The following is a 20,236-nucleotide window of genomic DNA, read 5'->3' on the forward strand; positions in this document are numbered from 1 at the left end:
CCGGGTGCGCAGGGGTCAGGCCCGGCGGGCGACGGCCGTGATGAGCGGCTGCAGCAGCCGGGCCGCGAGCGGCCCGAACGCCGCCAGGATCAGCACGTACCCCGCGGCCAGCGGCCCGAGGTCCGGGTGCGCCCCGGCCGCCACGGCGAGCCCGGCGATGACGATGTTGAACTCGCCACGCGGGATCAGCGCGATGCCGGCCCGGGCCTGCCCGGCCTTGGCGATGCCCGCGCGGCGGGCGGCGTAGACGCCGGTGGTCAGCTTGGTGACCATGCTGATCAGGGCGAGCAGCGCGGCCGTACCGGCCATCGGCCAGATCGCCGCCGGGTCGGTCTGCAGCCCGAAGAACACGAAGAACACCGCGGCGAACAGGTCGCGCAGCGGGATCAGCAGCGCCCGGGCCTCGTGGGCGAGCTCGCCCGACAGGGCGATGCCGACCAGGAACGCGCCGACCGCGGCCGACACCTGCAGCTGCTGGGCCACGCCCGCCACCAGCAGGGCGAGGCCCATCACCTTCAGCAGCAGCACCTCGGAGTTGGGGCTGGCCACGAACGCCTCGATGAACCGGCCGTAGCGCAGCGCGACCAGCAGGACCACGCTGACGGTGGCCAGCGCGATCGCGACGGTGATCGCGCCGCCCATGAGGCTGACGCCGGCCAGGATCGCGGTGAGGATCGGCAGGTACAGCGCCATCGTGAGGTCTTCGAAGACCAGCAGCGACAGCACCACGGGGGTCTCGCGGTTGCCGATCCACCCGAGGTCGGACAGCACCTTGGCGGTGATGCCGGAGGAGGTCGCGTAGGTGACTCCGGCCATGGCCACGGCCGCGACCGGGCCCCAGCCGAGCACCAGGGCGGCGACCGCGCCGGGGGCGGCGTTGAGCACCAGGTCCACCAGGCCGCCGCGGGCGTTGCCGCGCAGGCTGGTGACCAGTTCGTCGGCGTTGTACTCAAGGCCGAGGGTCAGCAGCAGCAGTACGACCCCGAGTTCGGCGCCGACCGCGATGAAGTCCTCGCTGGTCGCCAGGGGCAGGATGCCGCCCTGGCCGAACGCGAGCCCGGCCAGCAGGTACAGAGGGATGGGGGAGATTCCGGCACGCAGCGCCAGCGCTCCGAGCACGCCGAGCGCGAGGACGATACCGCCGAGTTCGATGAAAAGTATTGCCGTGTGCACGCCGGCTTATCCGTGGGACAGGATGTCGGCGACAGCAGAGGTGCTCTCGGGGCTGCCCACCACCACGACCACGTCCCCGCTGGCGAGCGGGAAGTCGGGGTTGGGGCTGGCGTGGACCTGACCGCCCCGCACGACCGCCACGATGGAGGCTCCGGTACGGGTGCGCACGCGCGCGTCCCCCATCGGCCGCCCCGCGTACGGGGAGTCGTCGAGGATCGGCAGCTGGACGCTGACCAGCCCCTCGACCTCGCGGTGCAGGGCGTTGAGCCGCTGGACGATGCGGGGCGCGCCGAGCAGTTCGACCAGCGCGTCGGCCTCCTCGTCGTTCAGCTGGACCGCCTCGCACGCCCGGTCGGGGTCGTGCCGGTCGTATATGACAAGGTCGCGCCGGCCGCCGCGGTGGGACACCACGGCGATCCTGCGGCCGGACTGGGTGGTGAACTCATGTTTGAGCCCTATGCCCGGCAGCGCTGTCTGTTCGATCTCCACCGAGCTCTCGCCCCATTCAGCTGTACGACGGTCATTGCCTTCGCCCGACAACGGATTTGTACCCATATACGGGACGACCAGTGAGATTAGCATGGAGCGAACAGAGGAAACCCCTGCCCGGCCGGCTGGTCACACCACCAGGCTCAGGGCGAGCACCAGCACCAGCCCGACCACCGAGATCACCGTCTCCATCGCCGACCAGGTCTTGAGGTTCTGGCCCACGCTCAGGCCGAAGTACTCCTTCACCAGCCAGAACCCCGCGTCGTTGACGTGGGAGAAGAACAGCGACCCCGCGCCGATGGCCAGCACCAGCAGCGAGGTCTGCCCGGTGTCCAGCGTGGTCACCAGCGGGGCCAGGATCCCCGAGGCGGTGACGGTGGCCACCGTGGCCGACCCGGTGGCCAGGCGGATGAGCACCGCGACCAGCCAGGCCAGCAGCAGCACCGAAAGCCCGCTGCTCTGCACCCAGTCGGCCACCAGCTTGCCGATGCCGGTGTCGACCAGCGTCTGCTTGAACCCGCCGCCCGCCGCAACGATCAGCAGGATGCCCGCGATCGGCGGCAGCGCCCGCTCCAGCGAGGTGGCCAGCGCCTTGCGGTCCATGCCCGCCCCACGCCCCAGCGTGAAGATCGCGACCAGCACCGCGATGAGCAGCGCCACCAGCGGGGTGCCGAGGAAGTCCAGCGCCGAGCGGACCACGGTGCCCTTGGCGGCGAACAGGTCGGCCACCGCCTTGCCCATCATCAGCACCACCGGCAGCAGGACGGTGGCCACGGTGACGCCGAACGAGGGCCGCCGCACGTCGTCCTCATCGCGCCTGGCATCGAACAGCTCCGGCGCCGGGACGTCCACCCACCGGGCCGCGAACCGGGCGAACAGCGGGCCGGCGATCGCCACCGTCGGCACCGCGATCAGCACGCCCAGGCCCAGGGTGATGCCGAGGTCGGCCTTGAGCGCGTCGATGGCCACCAGCGGCCCCGGGTGCGGGGGCACCAGCCCGTGCATGACCGACAGCCCGGCGAGCGCCGGGATGCCGACCCGCACCAGCGACAGCCCCGAGCGGCGCGACACCAGGAAGATCACCGGCATCAGCAGCACGAGCCCGATCTCGAAGAACATCGGCAGGCCGATCAGCGCGCCCACCGCCGCCATCGCCCACGGCAGGGAACGGGGGCTGGAGCGGCCGACGATGGTGTCCACGATCTCGTCGGCCCCGCCGGAGTCGGCCAGCAGCTTGCCGAACATCGCGCCGAGCGCGATCAGCGTGCCCACGCCCGCCGCCGTGCTGCCGAACCCGTTGGTGAAGCTCGTGATCACATCGGCCATCGGCAGGCCCGCGACGGCGCCCACGGCCAGCGAGCCGAGCGTCAGGCTGAGGAAGGGGTGCAGCCTGAACCGGGTGATCAGCAAGACGATCAGCGCGATGCCGATCAGCGCCGCGGGCAGCAGCCGCCCGGTGGGGGCCGCCGCCTCCGGCGCGGCCAGGGCGAACAGCGCGGTGCTCACCTGACTGCTCATCTCACTCTCCTTCGCCCGCGAGGGGACGGGGGCCCGCCGGGGGCGGCGGGGTCTCGGGCAGGGTCTTGGGCGGGGGCGCGGCGGCCAGGTAGTCCTCCACCAGCTCGTCCACGGTGCGGCCGAGGTCCAGCACCACGCCGCGCTCGTCATCCTCCAGGGGCTCCAGCGTCTGGAACTGCGAGGCCACCAGGGAGGCGGGCATGAAGTGGCCGGGACGGCCCGCCACCCGCCGCCGCACGACCTCCTGGTCGCCGTGCAGGTGGACGAAGCCCACCCCCGGCGCCGCCTCGCGCAGCACGTCGCGGTAGGAGCGCTTGAGGGCCGAGCAGCTCACCACACCGCCGCCGGCCACGTGGCCGGCCAGCCAGGCGCCGATCGAGCGCAGCCACGGCAGCCGGTCGGCGTCGTCCAGCGGGACGCCCGCCGACATCTTGTCCACGTTGGCCTGGCTGTGGAAGTCGTCGGCATCGGCGAACGGCACCCGCAGGCGCTGCGCCAGGGCCGCGCCGACGGTGGTCTTGCCGGAGCCGGTCACCCCCATGACGACCAGCAGCGGCGCCGCGAAGGTTTGACGCGGCGCGGCCGGGGGAGTCGGGGGCGGGGGATCGGTGGGGTTCATGGGCGCCTCTCGGGTGGAACTGCCCGACAGGGTGTCACGAATAATCATCCGTAATCAAGAGGTAACGCCCAATTAATCATATCTTTCAGGCCGCAGGGACGACGAAGCCGCGTGCCGTGGGAAGATTGGCGACCGTGGGAGCCAAAGACCAGACCAGTGCGGGCCTGCACGGCAGCGTCCTCGACGAACTCGGCACCCTGATCACCTCCGGCGCGTTCCCACCCGGTCACGTGCTGCGCATCGAGCAGCTCGAAGACCGCTTCGGGGTGTCGCGCTCGGTGATCCGCGAGGCCATCCGCGTCCTTGAGTCCATGGGCCTGGTCGCCAGCCGCCGCCGCGTCGGGGTCACCGTCGCCCCGCGGCCGGAGTGGAACCTCTTCGACCCCCGCATCATCCGCTGGCGGCTGGACGGCGCCGACCGCGACGAGCTGCTGGCCTCACTCGGGCAGCTGCGGCGCGGCGTCGAGCCGGTGGCGGCCGCCCTGGCCGCCCGGCACGCCACCCCCGAGCAGTGCGGCGCGCTCACCGGCGCGGTCATGCAGATGGCCGTGCACGGCCGCTCGGGCGACCTTGACGCCTACCTGGCCGCCGACATCGCCTTCCACCGCACCCTGCTCGCGGCCTCGGGCAACGAGATGCTGGGGGCGCTCACCGACGTGGTCGCCGAGGTACTGGCCGGCCGCACCCACCACGACCTGATGCCCGCCCACCCCGAGCCCGCGGCCATCCGCTGGCACGCCGAGGTGGCGCAGGCGGTGCAGGCGGGCGACGGCGAGGCCGCCGAGCGCGCCATGCGCGACATCGTCGAGGAGGCCAACCGCGCGATGCTCGCCGCCCCGTCCGCCAAGACCCCCTGACCGCCGGTCGGGTCAGATCGGGCGGTCGCCCGGCTCGGGGCCGTCGTCGCCCCGCCGCCACCGCTCGGCCTCCACGATCGTGAACGCCGAAGTGAGCGCGGTCAGCACGCAGCAGGCGAAGAACAGCGGCCAGACCTGGTGCACCGCCCCGTAGACCGCCAGGGTCACGAAGACGAGCACACCGGCGCACGCGGCGATCAGCCGGGCGTTCGGCGGCCGGTGGCGCGTGCCGGTGCCGCCCGGGCCCGGTGAGGGCAGCCGGTCGTCCCGGCGGAGGCGGTCTCGGTGCTGTGGCGGGGCCCCGGGCTCGAGGCCGTGGCCCTCGGAACGATCCATGCTCCGAGCCGTACCCCTGGCCCCGTGACCTGTACCGGGACACGCGGGAGGCCATCGGGAGATTCACCATCCCATGGCAATGAAGATCACGATATGTCGCACTATCGGGCGATCCGTACTCCGGACTGCCGACGATTCAAATGTGCTTGCCAATAAAAACCGTCGGCGGGTGTGACCGCATGTTCCAGACGAGCCGGGACCGCCACGAGCACGGCCCACCCCCGACAGCGACATCCGGGCCGCCTCGGCATCCCCCCGGCCTCAATCCAAAAGACTCGGCTTCAAATGTCGGGCCTCTGGACGCCCCGTCGGTAGGCGGAGCACCTGGTGGTCTCGAACAGCTCGTCGCGGCGGCCCTGGACGCTCATCTCGGCCCGGCGGCCGCATGACCAGAACCCTAAGGCGTCACCTCGCGCTCCTGGTCAGCGTGGCCGGTGCGGTGATCGTCGCGCTGGACGGCACGGCACTGCTCGTGGCGCAGCCCAGCCTGCGACGCGATCTCGGCGCGAGCGTGGTGCAGGTCCAGTGGACCAGCACCAGTTACCTGCTCGCGGTGGCCGGGCCTCTCGTCATCGGCGGGCGGCTTGGTGACCGATACGGCCACCCGCGGCTGATGTTCGTCGGCGTACTCGGCTTCGGGGCCGCCTCGGCCGGCATCGCGCTCGCGCCGCAAGCCGGCTGGGTGATAGTCCTGCGCGCCGTACAGGGCGTGTTCGGCGCACTTCTACAACCGGCGACACTCGCGCTGCTGAGGCTGGCGTACCCGCCGGACCGGCTCGGTACGCCGGTCGCCATCCGTACCAGCGCGATCGGGGTTGCCGCTGCGGCCGGCCCCGTACTCGGGGGAGTTCTCGTCGCGCAGATGGGCTGGCGTGCCGTGTTCTGGATCAACGTCCCGGTAGCGCTCGCGATCGCCGCGTTCACCCTCGCCTTGCGGGTACAGACGCCTCCACGTACCGGATCCCGGCCTCGGGGATCAATCGAACCGTGGTTATCGGTGAGATTGATCTTGGCGCTCGAGGCGACTCCTCATGCGGTTGATCTTCAAGAAACCAACGTTTCTTGAAGACCGCCGGGTGGCCCGCCGGGAGGACCCCTGAGCCTTCAAAAACTCCTTCAGAAACCTGGGCGGTTCAATAACCTCCGCTCGCCGTTTTCTGACAGGATTCCGGGCGTGAGTACGCCGTTTGAAGACGCCCAGTTCGAACTCCTGGTTGCCGAGCCCGCCGTCCGGACTGAGATCCGCATCGGCTACGCCCGGGTGTCCACTGGAGGGCAGAAGCTCGACCGCCAGCTCGACGCCCTCAACGCGGTCGGCTGCCGCCGGATCTTCGCGGACAAGAAATCCGGGAAAAACGACCTGCGGCCCGAGTTGAAGGCGTGCCACGCCTTCCTCGCCGCCGGCGACACCCTGGTGGTACCAGCCCTCGACCGCTACGGCCGCTCCCTGCAGGACCTGATCACCATGGTCGGCGAACTGCGCAGGCGCGAGATCGGCTTCACCTCGCTACACGAGCGGCTCGACACCACCACGCCCGGCGGCCGGCTCGTCTTCCACGTCTTCGCCGCGCTGGCGGAGTTCATCCGGGAGCTGATCGTCTCCGGCACCCGCGAGGGACTGGCCGCCGCCCGCGCCCGCGGCAAGGTCGGAGGTCGGCCCACCGTCGTCAACGCGGACATCATCCGGGCCGCCCGGGACATGCTGCCCAACCCCGAGCACTCGATCACCTCCATCGCCCGCCTGCTCGGCGTCAGCCCGGGGACGCTGTACAACCACATCCCGGACCTGAAGGAGCTGCGGGCCACCCGCGTCCCGGCCCAGGTCGAAGGCAGTACACGGTGATCCCGGGCGAGCACCGGCTCCAGGGAGGGGCCCCTGCAGCTCGGCGCCGCCGAGCCCGGCGTGCCCGGACCGCTCCCCTCCGCAGAGACGAGAGCGCTGTTCACGCTAGAAAGCTCGTGCGTCGTTTTTCTCGCGGTTGGCAAGGACTTGGTCCATGTGGGTCTGTGCCCAGTGTCTGAGCCCGCGTGTCAGGTGGTGGAGTGAGAGGCCGAGGTCGGTCAGCTGGTACGTGACGGTGACGGGCACGGTGGGTGTCACGGTGCGGGTGAGCAAGCCGTCGCGTTCGAGGGCTCGTAGGGTCTGGGTCAGCATTTTCTGGCTGACGCCAGCCAGTAGTCGGGAGAGCTCGGAGTAGCGCATTGCCTTCGGGGCGTGCGATGCGCCGGACTGGTCGGATGCGTCTGGCACGTCACCTCCCAGTGCGCACAGGATCAGGACGACCCACTTGTCCGAGATCCGATCGAGGAGCTGACGGCTGGGGCACACCGCCATGAACGCGTTGTATTCCGCCTTGGCCTGCGCCTTCTCGGCGGCCTTCGTCGTCGCCACTGGCCTCGCCTCTCACCCTTTGGGGTTAGTTACGCACTTCAGGGTGCCTACTTCCCGAAAGGAAGTATGTCTCGAATACTGGTGCAAGAAGCCCGGAGGCACCACCCCTGGCAGGAAGCGAAAGGCACCACGATGATCACGCCCTCCACTCTTCCCGGCGGAACCTGGATGCTGGGTGACTCGACCGTCACCCGATTCGGCTACGGTGCGATGCAGCTGGCCGGCCCGTGGGTCATCGGCCCGCCCGCCGACCGCGACGGCGCCCTGGCCGTCCTGCGCGAGGCGGTCAGCCTCGGGATCACCCATATCGACACCAGCGACGCCTACGGACCGCGCATCACGAACGAGCTGATCCGCGAAGCGCTGCACCCCTACCCGTCGTCGCTGTTCATCGCCACCAAGGTGGGCGCGACCCGCGACGCGCAGGGCGGCTGGCCCGTGGCGCGGCGTCCCGAAGACCTGCGCAAGCAGGTCCACGAGAACCTCGACTCCCTCGGCGTCCAGACCCTCGACCTGGTCAACATGCGCATGGGCGACGCTCAGGGCCCCCAGCCCGGCTCGATCACCGAGGCGTTCGAGACGCTCGTCGACCTCCAGCGAGAGGGTCTGATCCGCCACATCGGGGTCAGTAACGTCACCGCGGAGCAGGTCGTTGAAGCGCGCGGGATCGCCCCGATCGTGTGCGTGCAGAACATGTACAACCTCGCCCACCGCCACGACGACGACCTCGTCGACCAGCTCGCCGCTGACGGCATTGCCTACGTGCCGTTCTTCCCCCTGGGCGGTTTCACGCCCCTCCAGTCGCAAGCCCTCTCGCAGGTCGCGAGTCGGCTGGAGGCGACGCCGATGTCGGTCGCGCTGGCCTGGCTGATGCGGCGCTCGCCGAACATCCTGCTCATCCCCGGCACCTCGTCCACCGCCCACCTGCGCGAGAACACCGCGGGCGCCGGACTGTCCCTCTCCGACGAGGATGTGGCCGAACTGGACAGCATCGGCCACTGAACAAGCACCGGTTTCCGATGTTCCCGGCCGCGGATCAGTCCTCGCTCTCCTCGTCGTCGCCGGCCGCTGGGTCGCGCAGGGGCCGCAGGCCCCCGCCGGCTGGGGTGGAGGCGCGGAAGCTGTAGCGGCCGAGCACGTTGAGGTTGGCGTGCTTGAGCGGGGAGAGGCGGGCGACGTCCTCGTCCAGGACGTCGTGCTCGCGCTGGTCGGCCGGCAGCTCGCGCAGCGCGGCGACGGCGGCGTCCAGGTAGCGGGTGGTCCAGAGCACAGCGGCGTTCAGCACCAGGCCGAGCGAGCCGAGCTGGTCCTCCTGGCCGTCGCGGTACGCCTGCATGATCTGCCCGCGCTTGCCGTGGCAGATGTCGCGGGCGAGCTTGTGGCGGGACTCCTGGACGGTGAGCTGGCGGTTCATCTGCCGCCGGTAGGTGTCGTCCACCGGGTCGACCACCCGCAGCAGGTGCAGGGTCTTGGCGATGCGCCCGTACTCCATGAACGCCTGCCCGAGCTGGGTCGGGCGGCCCTCGCGGCCGAACATCCGCAGCAGGTCGTAGGCGCGGACCTGACCGGTCACCAGGGAGCCGGCCACCCGCAGCATGTCCGGCCACTGCGTGACCACCTTGCCCAGGTTGACCTTGTTGCGGGCCAGCGGCTCCAGCGGCCCGTACCCGCCACTCCCCACCCCGGGCAGCTCGGCCCGCCAGAACCGCTGGTCGGCCAGATCCTTGAAGCGGGGCGAGAAGTTGTAGCCGAGCATGCTGAACAGGCCGAACACCATGTCGGAGTACGAGGCGTTGTCGGTGGCGACCATCTCCGGCTTCACCCCGCTGTCCAGGTTCAGCAGGGTGTCCAGGATGAACAGCGAGTCGCGCGGGGTGCCCGGCACGACCATCTGCCCGATGCCCGCAACCTGGTCATTTACGGCATTTAGCCAAGTAATACCTCTCTTGAAGTGGTAGTACTTCGGCGACGGCCCGGCGTTGATCGTCCGCTGGGTACTACGAACCGCAGCCCGTCGACCGAGGCCAGCAGGCCCTCACCCCAGTGACCGACGATCGGCACCCGCCCCTGGGCCGCGATCAGCCGGGCGTTCGCCGTGGCGATGGTGTCGGCCCGCAGGTAGTACTGGTCGACGTGCACCAGCCGGGCCCGGGTGAGGGCTTCCTCGTCCGCGTCGATGACCGGGGTGTAGCCGATGTTGCACGCCTCGGAGACCAGCAGTGCCACCAGCGACGTCTTCAGGTTCTCCATCCGGGTGCGGCCGTCCCCCAGGTGCACGAAGGCGTCCAGGAATCCGGTCCACCCGTCGACCTCGAACAGAAGGTCCGGCAGGTCGACCTTCGGCAGCATCGCCGCGGTGGTCTTGCGCAGCCACTTCAGGGACTTGCTTTCCCCCAGCGCCCCGAGCCGGTCCACGTTCAGCTTTAGCCGGCCGCCCGGCTGGACCTCGAAGGAGAGCTTCGCGTCCTGCCCGGCCTCCTCCAGCCGCTCGGCCATCAGCTGCCAGGCCGCGTCCAATGCCCGCACCCGGCCGGCCAGGTGCTCGGCCACTGGCTCCTGCAGGCTCAGCCCGTGCAGGACGTCCGCCTGCACCGCCTCCCACTGCGCGCCGTCCAGCAGCCGGGCCCGCGGGTCGGACCAGCGGTTCGACGGGAGGCGAACACGTCCCGGCGCCCGAGCGCCCGGTAGAGCTGTTCCAACACGCACACCGAGTAGGCATCGCGGTCCACCGCGCTAGGCGGCAGCTCGGGATTGGAGTACACCGCCTTCTTCCAGGCCGGCGGCACGAGCTTCTTGTCGATCTCGCGCGGTAGAAGCGGCTTGAGCTTCACCTTGCGCCGCGAGAGCGCGGGCAGCCCCTTCACGGCCTCCAGCACCCGCTGGCCGCCGGAGGCCGCGCCGAGCGCCGAGGATTCCCCGAGCAGGGACAGGAACGGGCGCACGGTGTTGTAGCGGCCGGCCAGCTGGCGGCGCATCTCCGCCTCGCTCTCGTCGTCGCCCGGCGGCAGCAACTCATCCAGCAGCGCGGCGGCGGCCTCCACCTCCTCGCGCGGGCCGACCTCCTCCTCCAGCGCCCGCCACATCGCAGCCGCGTCCAGGTCGGCACCAACCGAGGCGACCTGGGCCAGCTGCCCGCTCCACAGCCGGTACGCGGACCGCACGGTGCGCGACGCCTTCGCCAGCCGCGGCCGGGCGGCCAGCCAGTCCCGGTCCGTGGCCCGCTTCGCCACGCTGATCAGCTTCACCTGCATCAGCAGCGCGAACAGGTCCAGCGCGTCGTCGATCGCCGACGCCTCCAGGTGCCGCACCACCGAGGTCAGCAGCGCGGTGCGGCGCGGCTCCGGGGTCCGCTCCAGGATCGGCGCTTTCGAGCCCAGCCCGACCCGGGCCAGCGTCGCGAGCCGGTTCGGCGGCACCTTGTCGAGCTTCACCCTGCCCAGCTGGAAGGCGGAGATCTCGTCCACCCGCTCCAGGGCCTTCGCCAGGCTCGTGCCCGTCGTCCGCGTCGGCGGCCGGCGCAGGCGCTCCAGCTCCGACACCCGCCGTCCCTCCGGGACCTTTAGCAGAGCTACCAGGTCCGCCGACAGCGACCGGTCCGCCCGCCGCGCGGAGTTGGCCACCGTGGCGTATAGCCGCTTCTCCGCCACCGCCCGCACCGTGGCGACCTGCTTGGCCAGCACCGAGACGCCCGGCAACAGCACCCTGTTGCGCCGCAGCCAGCCGACCGCCTGGTTGAACAGCGCCACCGGCCCCTCAGCGTGCGTCCAGGCCCGCCCATGCAGGAACGCCCGGAACTTTCCGGCCCCACTCGGCGTCCTCGAACAGGTGGTAGCCGTAGGCGTCCCGGATCTCCCAGGCGTGGTCGTACGCCGTCTGCCGACGCTCGGCGTATCGCTTCACGCACGACGGGTCCTCGATCCCCAACTGAGCGGCCAGGTGCTCGATCACCGACCAGGGCACGTCCAGCGGGTCGTCCACCAGGAACCGGCCGACGTACCGGACGGTGCACATCTGCGCCGCGAACCCGAGCTGGTGATGCTGCGTTCGCCGCAGCGCGACCAGGTCCCGGTCCACGTCGTCCAGGAAGAAGAACCGCTCCAGCTCAGGGCGCGTGGGCTCATCCGTGAACTTCCCGTACGCTTCGGCCTGCTCATCAGTTAAGAACTCAACCGGCACGTGGCGAGGCTAGCGGGGCCTCCGCCCGATCAGTGAGCCGTCCTTCGAACCCCTGCGCGGAAGATCCCTTCCGTGATATCGACCCCCGAGGCCGTGATCAATCTCACCGATAACCACGGTTCGATTGATCCCCGAGGCCGGATCCCGGGGCACAGGGTGCGTTCCCGCAGTGGGAGGTCGCGCCGCGATAGCAGCCGTTCAATCTTCGCCTTGCCGACGGCTTTGGTTTCGTCGACGTTCTCGCGGCGTCGTTCGGCGTCGGAGGGCACCGACGGGGCGACCCACCGCTTCTTGGTGCGGCACCAGGTGAGCCAGGAGGAGACCGCGGCCCGATTCCGGTTCCACGTCGCCGCTGTGTACCCGCCCCACAAGGCCAGGAGCGCTTCGCCGATCTCGTGGTCGGAGACCTCGGCCAGCAGTCGGTCGGCGCCGCCGACTTCGGCGATGGTCCGGTCGATCGCGGAGGCGTAGGCGCGGTGACCTTCCGCCCGGACACGGCCGTGGTCATGACGCGTCCGTCGCGCGCGATGCACCGGATAACGTGCCCGAGCCGCGCATCGCTCGGCGGGACAGATTCGCAGCTCAGCCATGAACGGAATGGCTCATGTACGTGCTAATAGGCAATTATCACGTACATGGGCGCGTGGTTGGGATGAGCCGTCGGAACCACGGCGTACGACGCGCACCCGATAGAAGACCCATTAGCGGACGTCCCGGCTAGCCGGCTACGGCTCTTCTTTCCCGTGATCTCACCCAGGCGGTGAAGCCCTCGATCGCGTCGATGACCGCCTCGAAGCGGACCGAGTGGTACAGGTCGAAGGCGTGGTTCCCGCCGCGCAGCTCGGCGTAGACGACGGGGGCGGCCGAGGTCTGGCGTAGGTGCTCGGCGAAGTGCCGGGCGTCTGCCGCGGGCACCTGCGGGTCCAGATCGCCGTGGGCCACGAGGAACGGCGGTGCGTCCGGTGCGATGTGGGCCAGCGGCGAGGACTCGGGGCCCTGGCCGAAGTAGGTGCCGTACCAGCCGTTCAAGTAGATGGCGCCGGTCACGGAGGTGTCGGCGGCCTCGAAGCCCGGCTGGAAGGCGGGGTCGTTCTGGGTGAGCGCGGCCAGCGCCGCCATATGCCCGCCCGCCGAACTGCCCGCGACGAACAGCGTCGACGGGTCCGCGCCGTACTCGTGGGCGTGCCCGCGTACCCAGGCGATGATCTTCTTGAGGTCGATCAGGTGGTCCGGGTGCTGGGCCTCGGGCCGTAGCCGGTAGTTGGCGCTGATGCACACCCATCCCTGGCCGGCGAGGTGGTAGAGCAGGGGAAGTGACTGGCTGTTCTTGTGGCCGCCGGAGTAGGTGCCGCCGTGCATGTGGATCATGACGGGCGCGCCTTCCGGGCGCGAGCGGTGATGGTAGAGGTCAAGCAGGTTGCGGCGACCCGCGTCGCCGTAGGCGAGGTTGGCCACGCGCCGGACGTCCAGGCGGCGCCGGAAGATGGGCAGGAGCAGGATGCGGGCCAACGGGGGACGGCGCCGCAGTCCAACGCTGAGGTCGGCGTCGATGGCGGCGTGCCACCCCGCGCCCAGCCCTTCGTCCATGGCGCGCTCGATCCTGGCCCGCTCGCCCATCGCGCGGTAGGCGATGACCGCGAGCCCGATCGCGGTCACGGCGGCCAGGGCGACGGCCGCCCAGCCGCCCGCCGAGTCGATGTCACCTTCGGCGAACGCCAGCGACGTCGGGAGCAGCAGCATCCAGAAGAAGGCCGCGAACGGCAGTTCGTTGGCGGCCAGGCCGAAGTAGTAGCTCACGCGGCCGAGCGGGCGCGAGAACGGCACCGGCCGTAGCGCGAACAGCGTGCCGATAGCGACGAGCGCCACAGTGAACAGATACCCGAAGGGCACGGAACCTCCAAAGATCGCATCCTCGCGGATGATCCTAGAAGGGTCGCTATATGCTGTCCAAGACTAGTTTTTCCATATATTCATAGCTGTAGAGGCATAATGGATCTGCTGTCGCTGCGCTATTTCCAGGCCGTGGCGCGCCACGAGCACATCAGCAGGGCGGCTGAGGAGCTCCGCGTCGCCCAGCCCTCGCTCAGCCGGACCATCGCGCGGCTGGAGGCCGACGTGGGCGTGCCGCTGTTCGACCGGCACGGCAGGCGGATCCGCCTCAACCAGTTCGGCGCCGCATTCCTGCGCCGGGTGAACAGGGCCCTGGCCGAGCTGGACGACGCCAGACGCGAACTCTCCGACGCCGCCGGCCTCGCCCGCGGCAGCGTCTCGCTCGCCTCGGAGACGCTGCTCACGATCACCGAACCGGTCAAGAGCTTCATCGCCGAGCATCCAGGTGTCGCCGTGCGTCTTTTTCAGGCGACACCGGAGGTCATGGCCGAGCGGCTGAGCGAGGGACAGGTCGACTTCTGCCTGGCCTCCGAGGTGCTTGACGGGCCGGGGCTGGGCCATGACGTGCTGCTCCGCGAGGAAGTCCTGCTCGCCGTGCCGCTCGGGCACCGGCTCGCCGGCCGGCGGGAGGTGACCATGGCCGACCTCGCGGGCGAACCCGTTGTCACCACCCGGCCGGGGATTTGGCAGCGCACGCTGGCTGAGCGGCTGTTTTCCGAGGCCGGGTTGGAGCTGGTGGTCGCCTGTGAGATCGACGAGCCCACCACGGGCATCGAGATGGTCATCGCCGGGCTCGGCGTGGGGTTCGGGCCCGCGTGGTATCTCCACTCGCCGCTGGCGGCATCGCAGCTGCCGTTTTCTCCCGTACGGCTGGCGGCTCCCGGCGCCGAGCGGGTACTGCGGCTGTTCTGGCGGGAGGGGGCCTACGTGTCCGAGGCGGCCCGCCGCTTCCGCGACCACCTGACCGCCTCGCTGATGGCGACTTAAGGCCGAAATCTCGCCATTCAGCCCCTTATATATGACCGGTGAGGCGTTGTCAGCATGCTCGTCGGCAAGATGATCGAGACTCTGGCCAGGCCCGATCACGTCCACCCGGCCGTCGGCGGCGGTCACCGCCACCGCGACCGAGACGGGCTGGGATCTTCGCGGCCCTTACGTGCAGGGCCGTCCGGGAGGCCGGTTCGTCTACCTGTCGTGGGCACGGTGGGCGACCCCGGGACGTTCACGCTGTTCCGGCGAGCGAAACTGTGGTTCGACGGGATCGACCCGGACGTCCTGGCCGCCGCGTTGACGAGTGGCCTGTTGGTGGCACGTCTGGGGCTGACCGACGCCCACGGCCATCCGTTGTGCGCGGCTGTGCGGCCACCGCTGATCCAGTGGTCGGCGCCCGGGCGCTGAGTCCCGCCGTCAGTCGTGGGACGCGACGGTGAGGATGCTGCACACCTGGTCCGCAAAGCAGCCGCCCGGGTCCGTGGCCGAGGCACGGCGTTGCAGGTCGCCCAGGACGGTGCGGGCCTGGGTGAGTTCGGCGAGACGTTGCTCCACCTGGGCCAGGTGCTGGTCGATTAGGTCGGTGACGTGCTGGCAGGGTGCCTGACCGCTGTCGCGGATCACAAGGACGCTCCGGATCTCCGCGAGGGTGAGTCCTGCCGCCTGCGCATCGCGGACGAACGCCAGCCGCGCAACGGCCTCGGCCGGGTAGTCCCGATAGCCGGCCGGAGTCCGGGGAGGGCTGGCCAGCAGCCCGGACTCTTCGTAGAACCGGATGGTCTTGGCGGTGAGACCCGCCTGGGCGGCCAGAACGCCGATACGCATGCTCCCAGCCTACGGTTGACCTTCCAGTGCGCTGGAACCTCTATGGTCGAGGTCGAGATTTCTGGACGAGCCACTGGGGAGGCGATCATGCTGGAGTTGACGGTCCTGACCGTGCCGGATTGCCCGAACGATCCGGTCATGCTGGAACGCCTCGCCGAGGCCCTGGCCGATCACCCGGACGCCCACCTGGTCCGCCATGTGGTCCGGGACGAGGCGGACGCCGCCCGACTTGAGATGCACGGGTCCCCGACCCTGCTCGTCAACGGCGTCGACCCGTTCGCCGCCCCGGGCGCCCTGACCAGCGTGTCCTGCCGGATCTACCGCGACGAGACCGGGAACACCGGGGGCGCTCCCTCGGTGGCGGCCCTGCGTCTCGCACTCAGACAGGCCGCCGAGCCTTCCGGCCCGGTACTCCCGGACGCGGTGGGCCGTGCCGGACTGGGACGACTCGCGCCGGTCGAGGGCGGGCTGCGCGCGGTCCATCAGCGGGTGCTGCGGGCCTTCGCCGAGACCGGAAAGCCACCGTCGACGGCCGAACTGGACGAGGCAGCCGCCTCGTTCGGCACTGACGGCCGAACAGTCCTGGCCCTGCTGCACTCCGCGGACTTCCTGCGCCTGGACTCCGGTGGAGCGATCAGCGCGGCCTACCCCTTCTCCGCCGCGCCCACCCCGCACGTTGTCCGGATCCAGGACGGCCCGACGGTGTTCTCGATGTGCGCGATCGACGCGCTCGGGATCGCTGCGATGCTCGGCACCGCCGTGACGATCTCCTCAGCCGAGCCCGGCACTGGCCAACCGATCACCGTGATCGTCCCCGCAAACGGCGGACGGGCGGTCTGGGAGCCGGCCAGCACCGTCGTCTTCACCGGCCAGCAGGACAGCCGCAGAGCCTGCGGCGAGCCCGATGCCGCGGTGCCGTCGGTCGCCGCGGATGTGTGCTGCGGCTTCATCAACTTCTTCACTAGCGGCACGAGTGCCGCCGCCTGGGCGGAAGACCATGCCGAGGTGACCGGGACGGTCCTCAACCAGGCAGAGGCCTTGGAGCTCGGGCAGCACATCTTCGGGCCCCTGCTGACCGCCACCGGCTGACATCCCGAAGGTCTCCCGGGACGGTGTCGGGGTACGGCTTGGAGTGCAGAGCCAGGTACACGCTGACATAAAAGATCCACATGGCGACGGATCGACGTCGGCCGGATAGAGGACTGCCATCGTCCACCAGGACGGCTGCTTGATCTAACTACGTTCGGTCACCGCAGGACGGAGGGATGCGCGCGAATCGCGGCAGATGAGGATGTTCGGGGATGCGGTGGCTCTAGTTGGGCGCGTCGTGGTCGAGGTTGATCGGGCGTTCGAAGGCGGTCTCCAGGACAACGATGGTGTGGGTACCGGTGACACCGTCGATGTCGAAGATGCGGCGTAACACTGCCTGTAGTCCTTTGGTGGTGCCAGTTCTGATCTTCACAAGCAGGGAGGCGGCGCCTGCGACGATGTGCGCCTCCTCGATCTCGGAAATAGCCGCGAGAGACTCCCGGGTGGTCGCGCCTCCCATCCAGGCGTTGCCATCGAGCATGACGAACGCCAGCACGCCCCGGCCCACAGCGTCCGGGTCTACTTCGACCGTGGTGCGCCGGATGACGCCACGTTCGCGCAGCTTACGGACGCGCTCATGGGCCGATCCGGCGGATAGTCCCACGGCTTGGCCAAGTGCCGCGTACGCCTGGGTGGCATCGCGCTGGAGCTGGGTCAGCAGCGCACGGTCGACCTCATCCACGATCGCCCCACCCTCGGTGATGTCGGCTCGCAATTCTTGCTAGTTGACCATACCTCATATGGTCATGCTAGCGTATTAACGAACGATGTTCGGGGAAGGGTCCTTCATGGTCGATGTCATCAAGACGACGTTCGAGGTGCTCGACGAGCGGTTCCGCCGCTGCAACGGCGACGAGTGGACGCAGCGGTTGTACACCGGCTGCCGCTGGACCGAAGGTCCCGCCTACCTTCCCGCCGGCCGCTATCTCGTCTTCAGCGACATCCCCAACGACCGGATGCTGCGCTTCGACGAAACCACTGGCACGGTCGGCGTGTTCCGGGCGCCGGCCGGATACACCAACGGCCACACCGTGGACAGGCAGGGACGCCTGATCAGCTGCGAGCAGGGCACCCGGCGGGTCACCCGCACCGAGCATGACGGCTCGATCACCGTGCTGGCCGACTGCTACGACGGCAAACGCCTCAACAGCCCAAACGACGTGGTCGAGCGCGCGGACGGCTCAATCTGGTTCACCGACCCCAGCTATGGCATCGACAGCGACTACGAGGGACACAAGGCAGCCAGCGAGATCGGCGCCTGCCACGTCTACCGCATCGCACCGGATACCGGCGAGGTCCGCATCGTCGCCGACGACTTCCTACGCCCCAACGGGCTCGCGTTCTCCCTCGACGAGCGGCGGCTCTACATCGTCGATACCCGCAACAAGCACATCCGCCTCTTCGACGTGACCGAGGACGCCACGCTCTCAGGCGGACAGGTCTTCGCCACCTGCGACGCGGGGACCTTCGACGGGATCCGGCTCGATGACGCCGGCCGCGTCTGGGCCGCCGCCCACGACGGCGTGCACTGCTTCGACCCGGACGGCACCCTGATCGGCAAGCTGCACCTCCCGGAGATCGTCTCCAACCTCACCTTCGGCGGGCCGAAGCGCAACGACCTGTACATCACCGCGTCCAGTTCGCTCTACGCCCTGCGCCTCAACGTCACCGGCGCCCGATACCCGCAGAGCCCGACCACTCATGGATGAGTGCCGCACACTGCCCTACAGCGGTGGCCGACTGGATCGGGCAGTCCGCAACCGCCGCGACGCCAGATGGCTTGGCGACCAGATGGCCAGCCCCACCCGCAGAATGATTCCGCTGTGGCGAGACCGGTGCCTGCTACGCGACCGTGAAGTACTGAATCTGCGCGACCGTGACGTGCTCAGCCTGCCCGACGCCGGCGGCGAGCCGGTCTTTCTCGGCCTAGATGGTGACGCGCCGGTCTTCGCCGTCGACCTGTCTGCCCTCACCGAGGCGGATGCGCTCGCGACGGCCGCTGCCGACACGGCCGTGGACCTGCGTCAACTCGTCGGGCGCCTCGCCAACGCCGAGGCCGCCGTGCTCGGCTACGCCCGCGGATTGTGTCACTGGCACCGCAGCCAGCGGTACTGCGGCGCTTGCGGTGCACCTACCCGACCCAGCGACGGCGGTCACGTGCGGCTGTGCACGGCCTGCCCACGCCAGCACTTCCCTCGCATCGAACCGGCCGTCATCACGCTGGTCGAGGCGCCCGACGATCCAGCCCGCTGCCTGCTCGCCCGCCATGCCGGAGCCGGACCTGACTCGTACGCACTCCTGGCCGGCTTCGTCGAGGTCGGCGAGGACCTAGAGGACGCCGTGCGGCGCGAGGTGGCCGAGGAGGCCGGCGTCATCGTCGATGAGGTGACATACCAGGCCTCCCAGGCGTGGCCATTCCCCGCCGGTCTGATGGTCGGCTTCCGCGCCCGTGCGGCCAGCGACACCACACACGTCGACGGTGTCGAACTCATCGAGGTTCGCTGGTTCACCCGGGCCGAGCTCCGCGAGCGGCGCCGAGCCCGCGGTCACCTCGGCAACCTCGACTCGATCGACAACCTCCTCATCGAATCCTGGCTGGACATGGAGGACTGACAGCACAACGACAGGGCGACCAGGTCGGTATGCCGGCGCGGCGGGCCATCGACCGGCGGACGGACCGTAGCCAGGTCCGGGAAGCGCTTGGCCGCAAATGGTGAATCCTTCGGCGCACTCAATTCGGCAGATGCGGAAGCCGAGCGGCTCGCGGTACTCGGGGACATCTGCCACGTACGGTTACCGACCGGGACCGTCGCCAGAGCTCACAGTCGGCAAGGTGGCCGATCACTGGAGGCAGGCCGACCTGGTGCAGGGTCTGCACTTCGAGCCGTACCTGGCTTTGTACTTGTGCCGGTACGCCGACAGACGGAGCTCAGGAGATCTCGACGGCCGCCGCGTTCGCGCAGCCAGACGACGAGTCGGCTGTGCCGAGCCGGACGTGCGCCAGATTGGGATGGTCGGCCATCAGAGCCGTCAGGGCCGTGAATCCAGCTCGCCACGCGCGCTGCCTCCTTAGGGCAGGGGCTGGCCGGTGCGCCTGTACCAATGCCTTCCGTGCGACGTTGTACGGCTCCCGAACCATTGGCCGGCCGAGGTGACGATTGATGACGTCGATCAGGTAGACCCCCGGCAGTGGGCAGACCTCATCGCGGTGTCCTGGCAGACCCCGGATGCGTCGGGGATGACGGCCATGTCACGCCTGGCGCTGGTCGATCTACTTCAGCGCCCCTGACGTGACGATCCGCGATCTCGAGCCTCGCACGCCCGCCAGTCCGCTGTATCCGACGGCAGCGACCATCTTGTTCCGGGATCCGAACGACCGCCGTACGCTGTCGATGGCGTTCGTCAGGCCATCCGGAACGCTGCGGCCGTATTCCGGGGGATGACAATGAAGGCATCGGCCTCCTTAGCCTTCTGGTTCCAGGCGCGCACGATCGGCTCGGAGTACGTCGGGTCGCTGGCTGGCCGATCGTCGCCCCGTGCTCGGCGAAGATCGGGCCCGGCCAGGCCGCTGGCCAGGAGCCGCACTGTGGTGACGGACTCGATGCACATGCCCATGCGCGGTGCGTCGACGCGACCTGGTTCGCGCGAGCGAGGGGGGCTCGTGGGCAGGGGACGGCTGGGATTGCGTGCCGGGGGCGGGCGGGGTCGACCAGGTCGACCACTGAGGCGGTACGGCGGGTGGTGGCGCGGTCAGGGTTTGCGCGCGAGGCCGCCGGCGCAGGCCACCTCGGGAGCCTCGCCCGAGGGGCCGGGTTCCGGCCGCCATCGCTGCACCGGTACGACGCCGGGGTCCGGCAACGTCAGGCCGTCGAAATAGCGGGT

At 69.8% G+C, this 20,236-nt stretch carries 22 protein-coding genes and 2 pseudogenes; 9 read left to right on the forward strand and 15 right to left on the reverse strand.

The window, feature by feature from the left end; genetic code table 11:
• Window positions 1-15: 15 nt before the first annotated feature.
• From OG589_RS14090 to OG589_RS14105, 4 genes are all read right to left on the reverse strand, one after another.
• On the reverse strand, window positions 16-1,173 hold the full coding sequence (locus OG589_RS14090) for a cation:proton antiporter (RefSeq protein ID WP_405149284.1): 1,158 nt from the start codon (window positions 1,171-1,173) through the stop codon (window positions 16-18).
• Between the two features lie 6 nt (window positions 1,174-1,179).
• Window positions 1,180-1,662: a cation:proton antiporter regulatory subunit gene (locus OG589_RS14095; RefSeq protein WP_405149285.1), complete on the reverse strand. Its 483-nt coding sequence runs from the start codon at window positions 1,660-1,662 to the stop codon at window positions 1,180-1,182.
• Window positions 1,663-1,791: 129 nt separating this feature from the next.
• A complete protein-coding gene (locus OG589_RS14100; protein WP_405149287.1) occupies window positions 1,792-3,180 on the reverse strand; it encodes a GntP family permease in 1,389 nt (462 codons plus the stop codon).
• A 1-nt stretch (window position 3,181) separates the two neighbouring features.
• Complete coding sequence (locus OG589_RS14105; protein ID WP_405152042.1) at window positions 3,182-3,721, reverse strand: gluconokinase; 540 nt, start codon at window positions 3,719-3,721, stop codon at window positions 3,182-3,184.
• 212 nt (window positions 3,722-3,933) lie between these two features.
• Here OG589_RS14105 and OG589_RS14110 point away from each other — a divergent pair, with 212 nt between their 5' ends.
• A complete protein-coding gene (locus OG589_RS14110; RefSeq protein ID WP_405149288.1) occupies window positions 3,934-4,656 on the forward strand; it encodes a FadR/GntR family transcriptional regulator in 723 nt (240 codons plus the stop codon).
• Window positions 4,657-4,668: 12 nt separating this feature from the next.
• Here the strand turns inward: OG589_RS14110 and OG589_RS14115 are convergent, their stop codons facing one another.
• Window positions 4,669-4,992 carry a hypothetical protein gene (locus OG589_RS14115; RefSeq protein WP_405149290.1) on the reverse strand — a complete coding sequence of 108 codons (324 nt, stop codon included), beginning with the start codon at window positions 4,990-4,992 and terminating at the stop codon, window positions 4,669-4,671.
• A 385-nt stretch (window positions 4,993-5,377) separates the two neighbouring features.
• Here OG589_RS14115 and OG589_RS14120 point away from each other — a divergent pair, with 385 nt between their 5' ends.
• Together OG589_RS14120 and OG589_RS14125 are read left to right on the forward strand one after the other, a co-directional pair.
• Complete coding sequence (locus OG589_RS14120; RefSeq protein WP_405149291.1) at window positions 5,378-6,058, forward strand: MFS transporter; 681 nt, start codon at window positions 5,378-5,380, stop codon at window positions 6,056-6,058.
• A 174-nt stretch (window positions 6,059-6,232) separates the two neighbouring features.
• Window positions 6,233-6,835: a recombinase family protein gene (locus OG589_RS14125; RefSeq protein WP_405152043.1), complete on the forward strand. Its 603-nt coding sequence runs from the start codon at window positions 6,233-6,235 to the stop codon at window positions 6,833-6,835.
• A gap of 105 nt (window positions 6,836-6,940) precedes the next feature.
• Here OG589_RS14125 and OG589_RS14130 read toward each other — a convergent pair whose 3' ends face one another.
• On the reverse strand, window positions 6,941-7,384 hold the full coding sequence (locus OG589_RS14130) for a winged helix-turn-helix transcriptional regulator (protein ID WP_405149292.1): 444 nt from the start codon (window positions 7,382-7,384) through the stop codon (window positions 6,941-6,943).
• Between the two features lie 132 nt (window positions 7,385-7,516).
• Between OG589_RS14130 and OG589_RS14135 the strand changes: the two genes are divergently transcribed.
• The gene (locus OG589_RS14135; protein ID WP_405149293.1) at window positions 7,517-8,386 is read left to right on the forward strand and encodes an aldo/keto reductase family oxidoreductase; all 870 of its coding nucleotides are present in this window, start codon (window positions 7,517-7,519) and stop codon (window positions 8,384-8,386) included.
• 34 nt (window positions 8,387-8,420) lie between these two features.
• On the opposite strand, the pseudogene OG589_RS14140 reads toward OG589_RS14135, so the two are convergent.
• From OG589_RS14140 to OG589_RS14160, 5 genes and pseudogenes are all read right to left on the reverse strand, one after another.
• Window positions 8,421-9,880 (reverse strand): annotated as a pseudogene (locus OG589_RS14140) (transposase).
• 68 nt (window positions 9,881-9,948) lie between these two features.
• Window positions 9,949-11,130 carry a hypothetical protein gene (locus tag OG589_RS14145; RefSeq protein ID WP_405149294.1) on the reverse strand — a complete coding sequence of 394 codons (1,182 nt, stop codon included), beginning with the start codon at window positions 11,128-11,130 and terminating at the stop codon, window positions 9,949-9,951.
• Window positions 11,131-11,137: 7 nt separating this feature from the next.
• A complete protein-coding gene (locus OG589_RS14150; RefSeq protein WP_405149296.1) occupies window positions 11,138-11,560 on the reverse strand; it encodes a DUF4158 domain-containing protein in 423 nt (140 codons plus the stop codon).
• 29 nt (window positions 11,561-11,589) lie between these two features.
• On the reverse strand, window positions 11,590-12,150 hold the full coding sequence (locus OG589_RS14155) for a hypothetical protein (RefSeq protein ID WP_405149298.1): 561 nt from the start codon (window positions 12,148-12,150) through the stop codon (window positions 11,590-11,592).
• A gap of 127 nt (window positions 12,151-12,277) precedes the next feature.
• Window positions 12,278-13,450 (reverse strand): alpha/beta hydrolase, encoded by a 1,173-nt coding sequence (locus tag OG589_RS14160; protein ID WP_405149300.1) that lies wholly within the window; start codon window positions 13,448-13,450, stop codon window positions 12,278-12,280.
• Window positions 13,451-13,549: 99 nt separating this feature from the next.
• Between OG589_RS14160 and OG589_RS14165 the strand changes: the two genes are divergently transcribed.
• Both OG589_RS14165 and OG589_RS14170 read left to right on the forward strand, forming a co-directional pair.
• Complete coding sequence (locus OG589_RS14165; RefSeq protein ID WP_405149301.1) at window positions 13,550-14,437, forward strand: LysR family transcriptional regulator; 888 nt, start codon at window positions 13,550-13,552, stop codon at window positions 14,435-14,437.
• Between the two features lie 169 nt (window positions 14,438-14,606).
• Window positions 14,607-14,848, forward strand: a pseudogene (locus OG589_RS14170) (DUF5990 family protein).
• A gap of 9 nt (window positions 14,849-14,857) precedes the next feature.
• On the opposite strand, the gene OG589_RS14175 reads toward OG589_RS14170, so the two are convergent.
• The gene (locus OG589_RS14175; protein WP_405149303.1) at window positions 14,858-15,265 is read right to left on the reverse strand and encodes a heavy metal-responsive transcriptional regulator; all 408 of its coding nucleotides are present in this window, start codon (window positions 15,263-15,265) and stop codon (window positions 14,858-14,860) included.
• 87 nt (window positions 15,266-15,352) lie between these two features.
• On the opposite strand from OG589_RS14175, the gene OG589_RS14180 reads away from it, so the two are divergent.
• Window positions 15,353-16,354, forward strand: a complete 1,002-nt coding sequence (locus tag OG589_RS14180; RefSeq protein ID WP_405149304.1) for an alkylmercury lyase family protein — start codon at window positions 15,353-15,355, stop codon at window positions 16,352-16,354.
• A gap of 223 nt (window positions 16,355-16,577) precedes the next feature.
• On the opposite strand, the gene OG589_RS14185 is transcribed toward OG589_RS14180, so the two are convergent.
• The gene (locus OG589_RS14185) at window positions 16,578-17,036 is read right to left on the reverse strand and encodes an Lrp/AsnC family transcriptional regulator (RefSeq protein WP_405149305.1); all 459 of its coding nucleotides are present in this window, start codon (window positions 17,034-17,036) and stop codon (window positions 16,578-16,580) included.
• 106 nt (window positions 17,037-17,142) lie between these two features.
• On the opposite strand from OG589_RS14185, the gene OG589_RS14190 reads away from it, so the two are divergent.
• Entirely contained in the window at window positions 17,143-18,063 is a 921-nt protein-coding gene (locus OG589_RS14190) for an SMP-30/gluconolactonase/LRE family protein (protein WP_405149306.1), read from the forward strand.
• A gap of 82 nt (window positions 18,064-18,145) precedes the next feature.
• On the forward strand, window positions 18,146-18,967 hold the full coding sequence (gene nudC, locus OG589_RS14195; RefSeq protein ID WP_405149308.1) for an NAD(+) diphosphatase: 822 nt from the start codon (window positions 18,146-18,148) through the stop codon (window positions 18,965-18,967).
• A gap of 789 nt (window positions 18,968-19,756) precedes the next feature.
• Here nudC and OG589_RS14200 read toward each other — a convergent pair.
• Complete coding sequence (locus OG589_RS14200) at window positions 19,757-19,969, reverse strand: hypothetical protein (protein ID WP_405149309.1); 213 nt, start codon at window positions 19,967-19,969, stop codon at window positions 19,757-19,759.
• Window positions 19,970-20,104: 135 nt separating this feature from the next.
• Entirely contained in the window at window positions 20,105-20,212 is a 108-nt protein-coding gene (locus tag OG589_RS14205) for a hypothetical protein (protein WP_405149311.1), read from the reverse strand.
• Window positions 20,213-20,236: the final 24 nt, after the last annotated feature.

This window comes from Sphaerisporangium sp. NBC_01403 (assembly GCF_045040145.1).
Lineage (GTDB): Bacteria > Actinomycetota > Actinomycetes > Streptosporangiales > Streptosporangiaceae > Sphaerisporangium > Sphaerisporangium viridialbum.